The sequence below is a fragment of the Streptomyces sp. genome (genome assembly GCF_031178505.1).
GTDB lineage: Bacteria > Actinomycetota > Actinomycetes > Streptomycetales > Streptomycetaceae > Streptomyces > Streptomyces gulbargensis.
In genome coordinates this window covers 1-15,391 of record NZ_JAPSIW010000010.1, presented here as the reverse complement: position 1 = coordinate 15,391, position 15,391 = coordinate 1, and the positions used below count along the sequence as shown (strand labels likewise).

Here is a 15,391-nt window from a genome sequence, read left to right as displayed (position 1 = left end):
CCGGACGGCGGGCTCGGTCTCCCGCGGGGCGTGGTGGGCGGAGGCGGGTCAGTCCTCCGGGGGTGTGCTGAGCGGGGTGACGGGAGCGGCACGGACGATCGTGATCACCCGGTCCAGGGACTGGAGCGGACTGGCGGCCGGGTCGTCGTAGCCGAGCAGCCGGTGACCGCGCAGGACGGTGACCACCAGGTCGTCGGTCTCACGGACGCTCTTGCCGACCTCGGCCTTCGTCACCGGGCGCTCGACCAGGTCGAGTCCGGAGCCCTGCTGGATCAGGTCCTCCATCACGGTGCCCGCGCTGGGGCTCAGGACGGAGAGGCCGAGAAGGCGTCCGGCGGCGCTGGCGCTGGTGATGACGGCGTCGGCGCCGGACTGGCGCAGCAGCGGCGCGTTCTCCTCCTCGCGGACGGCGGCGACGATCTTCGCTCCGCGGTTGAGCTGGCGGGCCGTCAGGGTGACGAGGACGGCGGTGTCGTCCCGCTGGGTGGCGATGACGATCTGACGCGCCTTCTGCACCTCGGCGCGGATGAGCACGTCACTGCGGGTCGCGTCTCCTATGACACCGGCGAACCCGTCCGCGTTCGCCGTGGCGATGACCTTTTCCGAGGGGTCGACGATGACGATCTGCTCCTTGCGCAGTCCGGTCGCGCAGAGGGTCTGGATCGCGGACCGCCCCTTGGTGCCGAAGCCGACGATGACGGTGTGGTCGCGCAAGGTGGACCTCCAGCGGTTCAGTCGCCACTCCTCCCGGGTCCGCTCGGTGAGGACTTCGAGAGTGGTGCCGACCAGGATGATCAGGAACAGGACGCGCAGGGGCGTGACGAGCAGGACGTTGACGAGCCGCGCCGAGTCGCTGTGCGGCACGATGTCGCCGTAACCGGTGGTGGAGAGGGTCACGGTCGCGTAGTAGACGCAGTCGAGGAAGTCGAGCGTCTCGTTGGCGTTGTCGTGGTAGCCCGCCCGGTCGAGGTAGACGATGAGGACCGTGAGGGCGAGCACGGCGAGCGCCATGACGAGCCGCTTGGTGACCTGCCGCAGGGGTCTCTCGACCACCTGCCGGGGCAGTCTGATCCGTGACCCGGTGACCTTCTCGTCCGCATGGCGGGCCATGACGTCACGGTTGGGAAGTTTCACGTGAAACACGCTCCTTGGGCCGGGGAGGCCCCCGCCGCCACCGGCCAGGGAAGATCGAGGATGTCCAGCTCCTGGCCCGCGTGGGCGCCGTCGGGCGGAACGACGGCGAGACCGTCCGCGGCGGCGATGCCGCGGAGCATGGCCGGGCCGTTGTAGTGCAGAGGAACGGCCCGCCCGTCCCGGCGTACGACCGGGACGAGCCGGGTGTCATGGGGATGGCCGTGCACCGCGTCGGCGACGGGCGCGCGGTACGGGGCGGGCGCCGGGGTACCGGCGAGGGCCGCGAGGAGCGGCGCCCCGAGGGTGAGGAGGCCGGAGACCGCGGCGAGCGGGTTGCCCGGCAGACCGACCAGATGCCGGCCGGAGCCGAGCGACGCAAGGAGCATGGGGTGGCCGGGCCGGACCTTCACGCCGTCGACGAGGAGCGTGGCCCCCGCTTTGTCGAGCACACGGTGGACGTGGTCCACGGGCCCGGCCGCCGTACCGCCGGTGGTGACGACGAGATCGGCGGCGGAGCCGGTGACCGCCGCGTACAGCGCCTCGGCGTCGTCGCCGATCCGGCGGGTGGCGAGCACCTCCGCGCCGAGCGCCTCCAGCCAGGGGCCGAGCATCGGACCGAGCGCGTCCCGGATGAGGCCGTCGTGCGGCAGGCCCTCCGTGAGCAGTTCGTCGCCGAGGACCAGGACCTCCACGCGGGGGCGGGGCAGGACGGCGAGTTCGTCGTACCCGGCGGCCGCGGCGAGGCCGAGCACGGCCGGGGTCACCGGCGCGCCCCCGGGCAGCAGCACGTCACCGGTCCGGCACTCCTGCCCCCGCGGCCGGATGTCCTGCCGCGCCACGACCTCGCGCAGCGCGTGGAGCACGTGACCGGCGGAGGCGGTGGGGGGCGGGGCGTCGGAGAGCGCCGGTCCCTCCCTCGGGTCCAGGCTCCCCGTCCGGTCGGGCCGCGACGCGGAAGGCCCCGCCGCCCCGGGCTCCGTACGCGCGTGTTCGGTACGGAGGACGGCGGTCGTCCCGGCCGGGACGCGGGCACCCGTGGCGATCCGTACGGCCTCGCCGGGGGCGAGAGCACCGGTGGGCCCGTGCCCGGCGAGCACGGCACCCCCCTCGTGGACGGTCCAGGGACCGTCGCCCGCGACGGCCCAGCCGTCCATGGCCGAGGTGTCGAAGGACGGCAGGTCGGTCAGGGCCAGGAGCGGTTCGGCGAGGAACCGGCCGAGCGCCCCGCCCAGCGGGACGCGCACCGGCGCGCGCCCGGCCCGGGCGGCGCTCCCGGCCCGCACGGCGGCGACCCGCGCCTCGGGCCAGGGGGTGGCCCGGTGTGCTTCGGGAGCTCCGCCGGGTACGGGCCCGGCCTGCGCCGGAGCCCGAACGGGGTCGCCCTCGCCAGGAGTCCACGCGGGGGCGGCGGGCGCGGCCGGGGTGGGCGGGGGCTCCTGAGGGGCCCGGGAGGAGGAGGTCATCCGGCCTCGTCCTGTTCGGCCGCCCAGCGCTGCGCCAGGGCCGCCGCCTTGCGGGCGGCCTCGGCGACGGCCCGCGGCCCGCCTTCGCCTCCGGCGGCGGCCTGTGCGGCCGCGTACCCCACCAGGAAGGTGGTGAGGGGGGCGGCGGGGCGGGCCACTCCGTGAGCGGCGTCCCGGGCCAGGTCCAGCAGGACGCCGGTGTCGACGTCCAGCTCGATGCCCAGCTCGTCCTTGACTGCGGTGATCCATTCGTCCAGCACGGTCCCATGCTCCCTGATGCGGGCGCGGGCCGTGACGATGTCCTCCCAGGTGTCGCAGTCGAAGGAGGCGAGCGGGTCCGCGGTGGTCCTGGTGAGACGCAGGGAACCGGTGAGATGCCGCAGCGGCATGTGAGCGAGACCACGGTGATCGTGGCGGAGCCGGTCCAGCGCGTGGCGCAGCGGCGCGGCCCGGTAGGCGGCGACGAGCGGCTGGTCGCGGCCGCCGGGGTCGGTGAGGAGCGCCGCCTCGGCGTCGGGGGCGCCGGTGAGGGCGCCCAGCAGGCGGGGGACGGTGTCGCGGCCGAGGAAGGGCAGGTCGGCGGAGAGAACCACCAGCACGTCGGCGCCGGTCTCGGCCGCGCCGGCGTCGAGGGCGGCCACCGGGCCTCCGCCGGGCGGCTCCTCCCGTGTCCACAGGACGGGCCGGAGGGTGGGGCGCGGTTCTCCGACGACGACGGTCCGGCCGGCGTCGGGGCAGGCCGCGAGGACCCGGTCGAGCAGGGGCCGGCCCCCGACCCGTACGCCGGGCTTGTCGGCCCCGCCCAGGCGCCTGGCGGAGCCGCCGGCGAGGACGACGGCGTCGTATGCGGTGGTCACTCCAGCAGTATGGGCCGGACCGGGCCGCGGTTGTCCGGCCCGTCTCATCCAGGGAGACGGGCCGGGCGGGCGCGGCGCCGGTCAGACCGTGCGGAGCAGGACCGCGGGCTGTTCCACACAGTCCGCGACGTACCGCAGGAAGCCGCCGGCCGTGCCGCCGTCGCAGACGCGGTGGTCGAAGGTGAGCGAGAGCTGCACCACCTGACGGACGGCCAGTTCGCCCTGGTGGACCCAGGGCTTGGGGATGATCCGGCCGACGCCGAGCATGGCGGCCTCCGGGTGGTTGATGATCGGTGTGGAGCCGTCGACGCCGAACACCCCGTAGTTGTTGAGGGTGAAGGTGCCACCCGTCAGATCGGCGGGGGTGAGCGTGCCCTGCCGTGCCGACTCGGTGAGGCGGGCGAACTCCTCGGTCAGCGACTCGGCCGTGCGGGCCCCGGCGTCCCTGACCACGGGGACGACCAGTCCGCGTGGGGTCTGGGCCGCGAAACCGAGGTGCACCGACGGCAGCCGGACGATCTCCCGGGCGGCCGTGTCGACCGTGGAGTTGAGCTCCGGGAACCGGCCGAGCGCGTGGACGCAGATCCGCGCGAGGAGGGCGAGGAGCGAGATCTTCGGACCGCCCGCCGCGTTCATCGCCGCCCGCGCCGCCATGAGTTCGGTGGCGTCGGCGTCGACCCAGCAGGTCGCGTCCGGGATCTCGGTACGGCTCCGGGACAGCTTGTCGGCCACGGCGCCGCGCAGGCCGCGCAGCGGGACCCGCTCGCCGCCGGCCACCGGGGTGGGAACCGGGACGGCCGCGGGAGCCGGGACGGCGGGCCGCTCCAGGGCCGCGAGGGCCTGCTCGACATCGGCCCGCAGGATCAGGCCCTCGGGCCCCGAACCGCGGACCTGCCGCAGGTCGAGCCCCCGGTCACGGGCCAGCTTCCGCACCAGCGGCGAGATGACCGGCACGGGCCCGTCATGGACGGCCCCGTTCGCGGACGCCATGGCGACCGGGGCGGGCGCCTCGGCGGGGGCCGGGGCGGGCGCCGGCGCCGCGGCGGAGGCCGCGGGGGCGGGGGCCGCGGGGGCGGGGGCGGGGGCCGCGGGAGCTGAGGGAGCTGCGGGGTTGTCCCGGCGGACACGGCGGCGGCGGGCGGTGGGGCCCGCCGTGCCGTACCCGACGAGCACGTTGCCCGAGTACTCCGAGGAGACGGCGGCCGAGGCCGCCGCGCCGGCCGGGGCGGTGGAGGCCTCCGGGCCGGTCGCCTGTCCGGTCTCGGCCCCTCCGACGGCGACGGTCAGGAGCGGGGCGCCGACGGGGAGTTCGGTGCCCTCCTCCCCGTACCGGGCGGTGACGACCCCTCCGTACGGACAGGGCACCTCGACCATCGCCTTGGCCGTCTCGACCTCGACGACCGGCTGGTCGATCGTCACGACGTCCCCGACGTCCACGAGCCAGCGGACGATCTCCGCCTCGGTGAGTCCCTCACCGAGGTCGGGCAGCTTGAATTCGAGCACCTGGGCCATCAGCTCCCCGCCTCCCACTGGAGCCGCGCCACCGCGTCCAGGACGCGGTCCACGCCCGGCAGGTGGTGCCGCTCCAGCATGGGCGGCGGATAGGGGATGTCGAAGCCCGCGACCCGCAGGACCGGCGCCTCCAGGTGGTGGAAGCAGCGCTCGGTCACCCGGGCGGCGATCTCGGCACCCGGGCCGGCGAAACCGTTCGACTCGTGGACCACGACCGCGCGGCCGGTGCGCCGCACGGAGGCGGCGACGGTCTCGTCGTCGAAGGGCACGAGCGAGCGGAGGTCGACGACCTCCAGGTCCCAGCCCTCGGCGGTGGCGGCCTCGGCCGCCTCCAGGCAGACCGGCACGGAGGGGCCGTACGTGATCAGGGTGGCGCTGGTGCCGTGCCGCCGCACCACGGCCTTCCCGATCGGCTCGACCGCCGCCGGCGCCTCGGGCGACCAGTCGGACTTGGACCAGTAGAGCCGCTTCGGCTCCAGGAAGACCACCGGGTCGTCGGAGGCGATGGCCGCCCGCAGCAACCCGTACGCGTCCTCGACGGTCGCCGGGGTCACCACGTGCAGGCCGGGCGTGGCCATGTAGTAGGCCTCGGAGGAGTCGCTGTGGTGCTCGACGCCGCCGATCCCGCCGCCGTACGGCACACGGATGACCATCGGCATCGGCATCGCGCCACGCGTCCGGTTCCGCATCCGCGCCACGTGCGAGATCAGCTGCTCGAACGCCGGGTACGCGAAGGCGTCGAACTGCATCTCCACGACGGGCCGCAGCCCGTACATGGCCATGCCGACGGCCGTGCCGAGGATGCCCGCCTCGGCCAGCGGGGTGTCCGTGCAGCGGTCCTCGCCGAACTCCTTCGCGAGGCCGTCGGTGACCCGGAAGACGCCGCCGAGCGTGCCGACGTCCTCACCCATCACATGGACGGTGGGGTCCTCCGCCATCGCGTCGCGCATGGCCCGCTGCAGCGCCTGCGCCATCGTGGCCGGCTTCGGCTTCCCGGCCGCCTTGGCCGCCGCAGGACCGGTCGTCGCCGTCGTCATCACGCCTCACCCTCGGCTTCGAGCTCGGCCCGCAGCTGGGCCGCCTGCTCGCGCAGCTGCGCGGTCTGCTCCGCGTACACGTGGGAGAACAGCGCCATCGGGTCGAGCACCGGGTCGGCGTTCATCCGCTCGCGCAGCTCCGCGGCCATCGTCTCGGCGGCCTCGGCCGCCGCGCGCCTGCCGTCCTCGTCGAGCAGCCCGCGCTCGGTCAGCTCCCTCTCCAGCAGCAGGATCGGGTCGTGGGCCCGCCACGCCTCGACCTCGCCGTCCGCGCGGTAGCGGGTGGCGTCGTCGGCGTTGGTGTGGGCGTCGATCCGGTAGGTGATGGCCTCCACGAGGGTGGGACCGCCACCGCGCCGGGCACGGGCCACGGCCTCGGTCAGCACCTGGTGGACGGCGACCACGTCGTTGCCGTCGACCAGGCGGCCCGGCATGCCGTACCCGACGGCCTTGTGGGCGAGGGAGGGGGCCGCCGTCTGCTTGGCCAGCGGCACGGAGATCGCGAAGCCGTTGTTCTGCACGAAGAACACCACCGGGGCCTGCCACACGGCGGCGAAGTTCAGCGCCTCGTGGAAATCGCCCTCGCTGGTGCCGCCGTCGCCGACCATGGCGAGCGCGACCACGTCGTCACCCTTGAGCCGGGCCGCGTGGGCGAGGCCCACGGCGTGCGGCAACTGCGTGGCGAGCGGTGTGCACAGCGGCGCCACCCGGTACTCGCGCGGGTCGTAACCGGTGTGCCAGTCGCCGCGCAGCAGCGTCAGGGCCTGCACGGGGTCGAGACCTCGGGCGACGGCCGCCAGCGTGTCCCGATAGGAGGGAAAGAGCCAGTCCCGCTCCTCCAGGGCGAGCGCGGCCGCGACCTCGCACGCCTCCTGTCCGGTGGTGGACGGGTAGACGGCGAGCCGGCCCTGCTTGGTGAGGGCGGTCGCCTGGGCGTTGTACCGGCGGCCGCGGACCAGCTCCGCGTACAGCCGGCGCAGCAGCGCGGGGTCGGCGTCGGCCACGGCGTCCGTACCGAGCACGCGCAGCGGCTCGGTCTCGGGCAGCAGCGGCGCGGGGTCGGTGCGCGGCTGCCACGCCGGCGGCGGGGTGGGCCGGTAGGCGGCGGTGTCACCGGGCGGCTCTTGGACTGTCGAACTGCGCTGTTGCAACGAGTCCACCTCCTCGTGGGAGCGGGCACAAGACCCGAAGGCGGGTGGCGCGAGTGTGGCGCGCCTCACCTACCGATTGTTCGGTCGTGGAGGCATTTTGGCTACAGGCACCTCCAGCCTGTGGACAAACGGTTCTCCACAGCCTGGGATAGGAGCAGGTCGTCCAGCGGAGAGAGGCGGGGGGACATGGCGGATGAACAAATGGCCGTCGACCGGAGCACGGTTCCGGGCGGGGAACGGGACGAGGCCGGGGCCGAACCCCCGGGTGAACTCCTGAGCACCCCGGTGGGCACGCCGGCGTACGCCGCCCCGGCGCGGCCGCTCGACGCGATCGACCGCGACATCCTGCGGTTGCTCCAGACGGACGGCCGTGCCTCGGTACGGTCCGTGGCCGAGCGGGTGCACGTCTCGCGGGCCAACGCCTACGCGCGGATCAACCGGCTCATCGACGACGGGGTGATCCGCGGGTTCAGCGCCCGGGTCAACCACGAGCGGGCGGGCCACGGCGCCTCCGCCTACATCACGCTCAAGATCGTCCAGAATTCCTGGCGGACGGTGCGCGAGCAGCTCAGAAAGCTGCCGGGAGCCGCGCACATCGCGCTGGTCAGCGGGGATTTCGACGTCCTGCTGCTGGTCCACACGCCGGACAACCGGACGCTGCGGGAGCTGGTGCTCACCCGCCTCCAGTCGATCCCCGAGGTGCTGTCCACGCGCACGCTGCTGGTCTTCGAGGAGACGGACCTGGACGCGGACCCGCAGCCCTGAGAGGGGCGCACGCGAACCATGGGCCCCGGAAGGCAGGCCCGCCCCGGCCCCGGGGGCCCGCAGGCACCCGGCGGCCCGGGATTCAGGTGGTCAGCGGGCCGTCCGCAGCCCGTCGAAGGCCAGCCGTACGACCGTCCCGGCGAGCTCGTCCCGCTCCTCGGCGGTCGCCTGCTGGGGCCGGTACCACTCCACCAGCGAGTTGATCATGCCGAAGAGGAGCCGGGTGGCGAGCCGGCTGTCCACGTCGGCCCGCAGATCCCCCTCGGCGGCGGCCGCCTTCAGCAGCTCGGCCACCCGGTGGTCGAACTCGCGGCGCCGCTCCATCGCCCACCGCTCGGTGGACGTGTTGCCCCGCACCCGCAGCAGCAGCGTCACGTACGGCAGCTCGGCGATGAGCACCTCGACGGTCCTGCGGGTGACGTATTCGATCCGGTCCACGGCCCGGCCGCGGCCGGCGTCCGGCTCGTCCAGGACGGCGAACAGCCCGTCGAGCGCCCGGCTGACCGCCCGCCGCAGCAGCTCCTCCTTGCCCGCGACGTGGTGGTAGATCGAGCTCTTGGAGATCCCGGCCGCCTTGGACAGGTGCTCCATGGAGGTGCCGTCGTAACCGCGCTCGTTGAAGACCCGCACCGCGACCGAGAGCAGTGTCTCGGGGGTGTAGGTGTCGCGTCTGGCCGTGGTCACGAGGCGTCCTCCCGGTCCTCGGCGTAGGCACGCCGCATGAGGGCGGGGCTCGGGGCGTACCGGCCCGTCGGGTACCGCTCGTGCAGCGAGTGGAGCAGACCGGACAGTCGCCGGTGACCCGCCTTCGACGCCCACTCCAACGGTCCGGCCGGGTAGTTCACACCCAGTCGCATCGCGGTGTCGACGTCCTCGGCGGTGGCGACGCCCCGGTCGACCGCGTCGGCCGCGAGATCGGCCAGCATCGCGACCGTACGGGCCACGATCATGCCGGGCACGTCACCGATGACCGAGACCCGCTTGCCGAGCGCCTGGAAGAGCCCGACCGCCTCGGTGAGGACCTCGGGGGCGATGTCCTCACGGCTCGACAGCACGATCCGGCTCGCTGCCGCGTAGTCGAGCGCGAGGTCGAAGTGGACGATGTCCTCGGTGGGGTGCTCGAAGGAGGTCTCGCCGTCGGCGAGGTGGAGCTCACCGCCGCCCGGCAGGGCCACGTACCCGTGTCCGTCGCCGGCCCGCGCGGTGCGCCGGACGCCGATCCCGGCCTCCTCGAAGAGGCCGACGAGCGGTTCGGCGGGTCCCAGGTCGCCGTGGACGACGATCCGACGGGGCGCCTCGGCCGGCGGCGCGGTGTGCGGCTCGGGCCGCTCGGCGCCCTCGGCGTACGAGAACCAGCCGTGCCCCGCCTTGCGTCCGAGACGGCCCGAGTCGACGAGCCGCCGCTGCGCGAGCGAGGGCGTGAACTTCGGGTCCTGGTAAAAGGCCTCCCACACCGAGCGGGTGACGGCCTCGTTCACGTCCTGCCCGATGAGGTCGGTCAGCTCGAACGGGCCCATCCGGAACCCGCCGCACTCGCGCAGCGCCGCGTCGATCGTCGCCGGATCGGCCCCGCCCTCCTCGTACACCCGCAGGGCCTCGGCGTAGAAGGGCCGTGCGATGCGGTTGACGATGAACCCGGGGGTGTCCGCGCAGCGCACGGGCGTCTTCCCCCAGGCCTTCATCGTGACGTACGCGCGCGTGGCGACGTCCGGATCGGTGGCGAAGCCGCTGACGACCTCCACGAGGGGCAGGAGCGGCGCCGGGTTGAAGAAGTGCAGCCCGACGAAGCGGCCCGGCAGCCGCAGACCGCCCGCGATGGCCGTGACGGACAGGGAGGAGGTGTTGGTCGCGAGGACCGCGTCGTCGCCGACGACCTTCTCCAGGTCGGCGAAGAGCTGCCGCTTGACGGGGAGGTGCTCGACGATCGCCTCGACGACGAGCGCGGCGTCGGCCAGTTCCTCCAGGTCGGCGGCGGCGTGCAGCCGGCCGACTGCCGCGTCCCGGGCGGCGCCGTCGAGGCGGCCCTTCTCCACGAGCCTGTCGAGCCGGGCACCGATGGCGGCGACGGCCTCCACGGCCCGGCCGGGGGCACTGTCGTGGAGGCGCACGGGGTGACCGGCGACCAGTGCGACCTGGGCGATGCCCTGGCCCATGGTGCCCGTGCCGACGACGGCGACGGTCCGGTCCTGTGCGAGGGCGGCCACGGCGAGGGCGGCGGACTCACGGGCGGTCACGTCGTCGCTCCCCCTGACGGTCACGTTGGCGCTCATAGGAGTGATCCTCCCCGATGGGTTTTCCACAGGATCGACGGACCCCCTTGTCCCGACCGATCGTTCGGTTACTCTAACTCCGTACGCGTCTCCCTGCCCAGCTCGATGAGGAGTTGGTCCATCCATGGCCACCGCTCAGCTGACCACCGACCGTCTGGCCGAGAAGCACCGGTCCACGCTCGATCGGGCACTCGACACGATCCGCACCCGCGCCTACTGGTCGCCCCACCCGGAGCACCCCAAGGCGTACGGGGAGGACGGCTCCCTCGACGCGGCGGCCGGCCTCGCCGCGCACCAGGCCGTGCTGAACAGCCGCTTCGAGCTCGACCAGCCCGGCACCGACGGCTGGACCGGCGGCGAGGTCTCGCCCTACGGCCCGGCGCTCGGCGTCGAGTACCCGCACGCCGACCTCGACGTCCTGCTGCCCGCCATGCGCGCCGGCATGGGTGCCTGGCGCGACGCCGGTCCGGAGACCCGCGCCCTCGTCTGCCTGGAGATCCTCGGCCGGATCTCGGCCCGCACCCACGAGTTCGCCCACGCCGTCATGCACACCAGCGGTCAGGCGTTCATGATGGCGTTCCAGGCCGGCGGACCGCACGCCCAGGACCGCGGTCTGGAGGCCGTGGCCTACGCGTACGCGGAGCAGACCCGCACCCCCGCCGGCCGCGCCGCCTGGTCCAAGCCCCAGGGCAAGCGCGACCCGCTGGAGCTGAGCAAGGAGTTCACCCCGGTCGGCCGCGGCATCGCCCTGGTCATCGGCTGCAACACCTTCCCCACCTGGAACGGCTACCCGGGTCTGTTCGCCTCGCTCGCCACCGGCAACCCCGTCCTGGTGAAGCCCCACCCGCGCGCCGTGCTGCCGCTCGCCCTCACCGTGCGGGTCGCCCGCGAGGTGCTCGCCGAGGCCGGCTTCGACCCGAACCTGGTCGCGCTCGCGGCCGAGCGGCCGGGCGAGGGCATCGCCAAGACCCTGGCGGTCCGCCCCGAAATCCGGATCATCGACTACACCGGCTCCACCGCCTTCGGCGACTGGCTGGAGGCGAACGCCCGCCAGGCCCAGGTGTACACGGAGAAGGCCGGCGTCAACACGGTGGTGATCGACTCCACCGACGACTACAAGGGCATGCTCTCCAACCTGGCGTTCTCGCTGTCCCTGTACAGCGGCCAGATGTGCACCACCCCGCAGAACCTGCTGATCCCCCGCGACGGCATCACCACCGACCAGGGGCCCAGGTCGTACGACGAGGTCGTCGCCGATCTCGCGACGGCGGTCGGCGGCCTGCTCGGCGACGACGCGCGTGCCAACGCCCTGCTCGGCGCCCTGGTCAACCCGGACGTCAAGGCCCGCCTGGAGGCCGCCGCCGACCTCGGCGAGGTGGCCCTCGCCTCCCGCGAGATCACCAACCCCGACTTCCCCGAGGCCGTCGTCCGCACCCCGGTCATGGTCAAGCTCGACGGCTCCAAGCCCGACGCCGAGGCCGCCTACTTCTCCGAGTGCTTCGGCCCCGTCTCCTTCGCCGTCTCCGTCGACTCCACCACCGACGCCCTGGACCTGCTGCGCCGCACGGTCCGCGAGAAGGGCGCCATGACGGTCGGCGCCTACACCACCTCCCCCGACGTCGAGCGCGCCGTCGAGGAGGTCTGCCTGGAGGAGTCCGCCCAGCTCTCCCTCAACCTCACGGGCGGCGTCTACGTCAACCAGACGGCCGCCTTCTCCGACTTCCACGGCTCCGGCGGCAACCCCGCCGCCAACGCGGCCCTGTGCGACGCCGCCTTCGTCGCCAACCGCTTCCGGGTGGTGGAAGTCCGCCGCCAGGCGTAAGGCCCCGGGACCGGGGGCAGGCCCCCGGTCCCGTCAGGATCCCGCGAAGGGGCGGGGTGGGAGGGATCCCCTTCCCGCCCCCGCGCCCGTCAGCCGATCTCCGCGTACCGCTGCACCCAGGCGTGCATGGCGATCGCCGCCGCCGCCCCCGCGTTGATCGACCGCGTCGACCCGAACTGCGCGATCGAGCAGACCATCTCCGCCCGCTTCCGCGCCTCTTCCGTCAGCCCCGGCCCTTCCTGCCCGAACAGCAGGACGCAGCGTCGCGGCAGCACGGTCCGTTCCAGCGGTACGGCCCCGGGCAGATTGTCGATGCCGATGATGGGCAGGCCCTCGGCCGCGGCCCAGGCGGTCAGGGACTCCGTGTCGGGGTGGTGCCGGACATGCTGGTAGCGGTCGGTGACCATGGCTCCGCGCCGGTTCCAGCGCCGCCGCCCCACGATGTGGACCTCCTTCGCGAGGAAGGCGTTGGCGGTCCGGACCACCGACCCGATGTTGAAGTCGTGGCCCCAGTTCTCCACGGCGACGTGGAAGTCGTGCCGCCGGGTGTCCAGGTCGGCGACGATCGCCTCCCGCGTCCAGTACCGGTAGCGGTCGACCACGTTGCGCCGGTCGCCGCCGGCCAGCAGCTCGGGGTCGTACCGCTCGTCCTCCGGCCAGGGCAGCGGGTGCGGCCCGACGCCGATCTCGGGGCCGAACCCCTCGTCGTACTGAACGGGCTCGACGTGCGCGATCGGCTCGGACTGTTCTTCGGTGGTGCTCACCCGACGAGGGTACGGGGACCGGCCCCGGACGCCTTCCCCTCACCCGTACGGCGCTGCCCCGGCACCCCTCCGGGGCGGATGCGCAGGAGCCGGTCCCGCATCCGCGCCGCCCTGGCCCCCGCCGCGACCAGGAAGGCGGTCGGCAGGAAGACGGCGTCGGCGGAGATCATCGCGAGGGAGAAGACGGGGAGCCCGAGGAGCACGGCGATGCCGGCGTGCTCCAGCATCATGACGACCAGCAGGACGTTCTTGGTCCCGCGGTGCAGGAGCGTGAAGGGGAAGGCGACCTGGACGGCCACGGTGCCGTAGGTCACCAGCATGACCATCACCCCGCCGGAGGCGAGCAGCTCGGAAAGGGCGGGCCAGGGCGTGAAGTAGTCCAGGTGGAGCGGGTAGTAGAGGGCGGTGCCGTCCTGCCAGCGGGACCCCTGGACCTTGTACCAGCCGGCGGTGGCGTAGATCAGACAGACCTCGGCCATGAGCACGATGAGCGCGGCGTTGTGCGCCAGGTTGGCGAGCACGTCGAGCAGGACGCGCGCCTCGCCCGCCCCGTACCGGCTCACCAGCCACCACAGCCCGTGCCCGAGCCACAGCACCCACAGCAGCACGACCACCCACCACTCACCCGTGACGTCGTGGAACCACGTGGTGGCGAGCAGGAAACCGCCGAGGACGGTCCACAGGAGGGGCCCGGCCAGATCACGGCGCGGGGGCGGTCCTGCGGCTGCCTCGCGCGCGCGCCGGGCGGCCCGCCGGGCGTCGAGGGACCAGACCTGTCCGCAGCGGACGAGAACGAGGTAGATCGACGCGAGGTGGAGGACGTTGTCGCCGCCGTCGCCGACGAAGACGGAGCGGTTGAGGAGGGAGAGCACTCCCGCCATGAAGACGACGGAGACGGCGCGGGTGTGCCAGCCGAGGAGCAGCAGGACGGCGGAGAGGACGGCGACGCCGTACACGAACTCGAACCAGAGCCGTCCGTCCGTCCACAGGAGCACGGAGAAGGCGCGGTTGTCGGCGACGAGCCGGCGGGCCAGTTCGAGGGACCAGGGCCCGTCGGGGCCGTACAGCTCGTGCCGGTGGGGCAGCTCGCGCAGCAGGAAGGCCAGCCAGGTCAGGGAGAAACCGATCCGGACGATCGCGGTCTGGTACGGGCCGAGGGCCCGGGCGGTGACGGCCTGCACGGCGCGCGCGAGCCGCTGGTCGAGGCCTGCCTTCCCGTCCCGCGCCCCGGTTGCCGTGGTCCTCGTCAGATCGTCCGGCGTGCTCATCGGACGCCCTCCGCCGGCCCGCGGTCGGCCCGGCTCACCGGCCACCAGGGGAAGTCGCGGTAGGACGGCGTGGTCGCGGTCGTCTCGGTGCTCCACGCGGGGGCCGGTACGGGCCGGGTGACGGACCGGAGCTGCACGCGCCGCAGGTCCCCGTCGAGCCGCCGGTCGCCCTGCGCGGCGAGGCGGACGAGGCGGAGGACCGCGATGCGGTGCATGTACTCCTCGGAGAGCCGCCCGCGCGGCCCGTCGGCCACGTCCTCGTCGGAGTGCGAACCGAGGTAGAAGTCCACGGCCCGGCGGAGCTGGTTCTGCTGGGTGTGGCTGGGGAACGGATGGTGGCGGATCGCCCGCGCGTCCTGGGCGGTGAGGTCGATCCAGGTGGTGGTGTGTGCCCCGCCCTCGGTGGCCAGCTCGGCCCGGACCTCGACGGAGACGTTCTGCTGGAGCGGGTTCGGGGCGAAGAGCTTCCAGTTCTGCTCGAACTCCGGGTAGATCCAGTCGTCGACCGCCTGACCGTGCCGCTTGGTCAGCGTGTTCGACGGCGCCACGTGCAGAAACACCATGGTCAGGTGCGCACAGGTGAGGACGCCGACGACGGCCAGCGCCACGGCCGCGACGACCTGGTAGGGCAGGGACAGCGCCAGGATGCCTGCGGCGTTCCGGTCCTCGTCGACGTGTGTGTCCATCCCGCCCCGATCCCGATCGGCCCACACCACTTATCCACAGGGTTGACACCATACGGGCCGCCGACTCACCATTGAAGTCATTCAACCGAACGATCGGTCGGTAGGGGGTCCGATGACCGCAGGGACGGCAGGGACGGCAGTGACCGCGGGCACGCCGGGCGGGTCCGGCGCGCACGGCGTGTCGTACGTCGCCTCGGAAGCCGAGCAGGCCGCGTACGAGGCGGTGTTCGACGCAGCCGTCGCCGCGGACGAGCGCATCGAGCCGCGCGACTGGATGCCCGAGGCCTACCGGGCCACGCTCATCCGCCAGATCGCGCAGCACGCCCACTCCGAGATCATCGGCATGCAGCCCGAGGCGAACTGGATCACCCGCGCGCCCTCATTGCGCCGCAAGGCCATCCTCATGGCCAAGGTTCAGGACGAGGCGGGCCACGGCCTCTACCTCTACAGCGCCGCCGAAACCCTCGGCGTCAACCGGGACGAGCTCCTCGACAAGCTCCACTCCGGGCGCCAGAAGTACTCCTCGATCTTCAACTACCCCACCCTCACCTGGGCCGACGTCGGCGCCATCGGCTGGCTCGTCGACGGCGCCGCCATCACCAACCAGGTCCCCCTCTGCCGCTGCTCCTACGGGCCGTACGCACGCGCGATGATCCGCGTCT

At 73.5% G+C, this 15,391-nt stretch carries 14 protein-coding genes; 3 read left to right on the top strand and 11 right to left on the bottom strand.

The genetic code is table 11. The features are described 5' to 3' along the window. Positions 1 to 48 precede the first annotated feature (48 nt). The 6 genes from RIF68_RS02340 to pdhA are packed head-to-tail and all read right to left on the bottom strand — an operon-like array spanning position 49 to position 7,163. Positions 49 to 1,110, bottom strand: a complete 1,062-nt coding sequence (locus tag RIF68_RS02340; protein ID WP_309049403.1) for a potassium channel family protein — start codon at positions 1,108 to 1,110, stop codon at positions 49 to 51. A gap of 20 nt (positions 1,111 to 1,130) precedes the next feature. After that, a complete protein-coding gene (locus RIF68_RS02335) occupies positions 1,131 to 2,597 on the bottom strand; it encodes a molybdopterin molybdotransferase MoeA (protein WP_309049387.1) in 1,467 nt (488 codons plus the stop codon). Next, a complete protein-coding gene (locus RIF68_RS02330) occupies positions 2,594 to 3,502 on the bottom strand; it encodes an NTP transferase domain-containing protein (RefSeq protein ID WP_309049386.1) in 909 nt (302 codons plus the stop codon). Before RIF68_RS02330 ends, RIF68_RS02335 begins: the two co-directional genes overlap by 4 nt. 33 nt (positions 3,503 to 3,535) lie before the next feature. Then, on the bottom strand, positions 3,536 to 4,966 hold the full coding sequence (locus RIF68_RS02325; protein ID WP_309049385.1) for a dihydrolipoamide acetyltransferase family protein: 1,431 nt from the start codon (positions 4,964 to 4,966) through the stop codon (positions 3,536 to 3,538). Next, a complete protein-coding gene (locus RIF68_RS02320; RefSeq protein ID WP_309049384.1) occupies positions 4,966 to 6,003 on the bottom strand; it encodes an alpha-ketoacid dehydrogenase subunit beta in 1,038 nt (345 codons plus the stop codon). Before RIF68_RS02320 ends, RIF68_RS02325 begins: the two co-directional genes overlap by 1 nt. Continuing rightward, on the bottom strand, positions 6,003 to 7,163 hold the full coding sequence (gene pdhA / locus RIF68_RS02315) for a pyruvate dehydrogenase (acetyl-transferring) E1 component subunit alpha (protein ID WP_309049402.1): 1,161 nt from the start codon (positions 7,161 to 7,163) through the stop codon (positions 6,003 to 6,005). Before pdhA ends, RIF68_RS02320 begins: the two co-directional genes overlap by 1 nt. 177 nt (positions 7,164 to 7,340) lie before the next feature. Here pdhA and RIF68_RS02310 point away from each other — a divergent pair, with 177 nt between their 5' ends. Next, entirely contained in the window at positions 7,341 to 7,919 is a 579-nt protein-coding gene (locus RIF68_RS02310) for an Lrp/AsnC family transcriptional regulator (protein WP_309049383.1), read from the top strand. 90 nt (positions 7,920 to 8,009) lie between these two features. Here RIF68_RS02310 and RIF68_RS02305 read toward each other — a convergent pair whose 3' ends face one another. Further along, on the bottom strand, positions 8,010 to 8,603 hold the full coding sequence (locus RIF68_RS02305; RefSeq protein WP_309049382.1) for a TetR/AcrR family transcriptional regulator: 594 nt from the start codon (positions 8,601 to 8,603) through the stop codon (positions 8,010 to 8,012). Next, positions 8,600 to 10,123 carry a 3-hydroxyacyl-CoA dehydrogenase gene (locus tag RIF68_RS02300; protein ID WP_375165158.1) on the bottom strand — a complete coding sequence of 508 codons (1,524 nt, stop codon included), beginning with the start codon at positions 10,121 to 10,123 and terminating at the stop codon, positions 8,600 to 8,602. The genes RIF68_RS02305 and RIF68_RS02300 overlap by 4 nt, the downstream gene beginning before the upstream one ends. 190 nt (positions 10,124 to 10,313) lie before the next feature. Between RIF68_RS02300 and paaN the strand changes: the two genes are divergently transcribed. Then, entirely contained in the window at positions 10,314 to 12,011 is a 1,698-nt protein-coding gene (gene paaN, locus RIF68_RS02295) for a phenylacetic acid degradation protein PaaN (RefSeq protein WP_309049381.1), read from the top strand. 89 nt (positions 12,012 to 12,100) lie between these two features. Here the strand turns inward: paaN and RIF68_RS02290 are convergent, their stop codons facing one another. The 3 genes from RIF68_RS02290 to RIF68_RS02280 are packed head-to-tail and all read right to left on the bottom strand — an operon-like array spanning position 12,101 to position 14,729. Then, positions 12,101 to 12,775: a TrmH family RNA methyltransferase gene (locus RIF68_RS02290; protein WP_309049380.1), complete on the bottom strand. Its 675-nt coding sequence runs from the start codon at positions 12,773 to 12,775 to the stop codon at positions 12,101 to 12,103. Continuing rightward, positions 12,772 to 14,043, bottom strand: a complete 1,272-nt coding sequence (locus tag RIF68_RS02285; protein WP_309049379.1) for an HTTM domain-containing protein — start codon at positions 14,041 to 14,043, stop codon at positions 12,772 to 12,774. Before RIF68_RS02285 ends, RIF68_RS02290 begins: the two co-directional genes overlap by 4 nt. Continuing rightward, positions 14,040 to 14,729 (bottom strand): DUF5819 family protein, encoded by a 690-nt coding sequence (locus RIF68_RS02280; protein ID WP_309049378.1) that lies wholly within the window; start codon positions 14,727 to 14,729, stop codon positions 14,040 to 14,042. Before RIF68_RS02280 ends, RIF68_RS02285 begins: the two co-directional genes overlap by 4 nt. A gap of 112 nt (positions 14,730 to 14,841) precedes the next feature. Between RIF68_RS02280 and RIF68_RS02275 the strand changes: the two genes are divergently transcribed. After that, a partial coding sequence (locus tag RIF68_RS02275; RefSeq protein ID WP_309049377.1) for a Phenylacetic acid catabolic protein occupies positions 14,842 to 15,391 on the top strand: 550 nt, incomplete at its 3' end.

Bases quoted from the DNA above. Each gene is read 5' to 3' on its own strand.
- RIF68_RS02340 (WP_309049403.1), bottom strand. From the start codon at position 1,110: ATGGCCCGCCATGCGGACGAGAAGGTCACCGGGTCACGGATCAGACTG.
- RIF68_RS02335 (WP_309049387.1), bottom strand. From the start codon at position 2,597: ATGACCTCCTCCTCCCGGGCCCCTCAGGAGCCCCCGCCCACCCCGGCC.
- RIF68_RS02330 (WP_309049386.1), bottom strand. From the start codon at position 3,502: ATGAGACGGGCCGGACAACCGCGGCCCGGTCCGGCCCATACTGCTGGA.
- RIF68_RS02325 (WP_309049385.1), bottom strand. From the start codon at position 4,966: ATGGCCCAGGTGCTCGAATTCAAGCTGCCCGACCTCGGTGAGGGACTC.
- RIF68_RS02320 (WP_309049384.1), bottom strand. From the start codon at position 6,003: ATGACGACGGCGACGACCGGTCCTGCGGCGGCCAAGGCGGCCGGGAAG.
- RIF68_RS02310 (WP_309049383.1), top strand. From the start codon at position 7,341: ATGGCGGATGAACAAATGGCCGTCGACCGGAGCACGGTTCCGGGCGGG.
- paaN (WP_309049381.1), top strand. From the start codon at position 10,314: ATGGCCACCGCTCAGCTGACCACCGACCGTCTGGCCGAGAAGCACCGG.
- RIF68_RS02285 (WP_309049379.1), bottom strand. From the start codon at position 14,043: ATGAGCACGCCGGACGATCTGACGAGGACCACGGCAACCGGGGCGCGG.
- RIF68_RS02280 (WP_309049378.1), bottom strand. From the start codon at position 14,729: ATGGACACACACGTCGACGAGGACCGGAACGCCGCAGGCATCCTGGCG.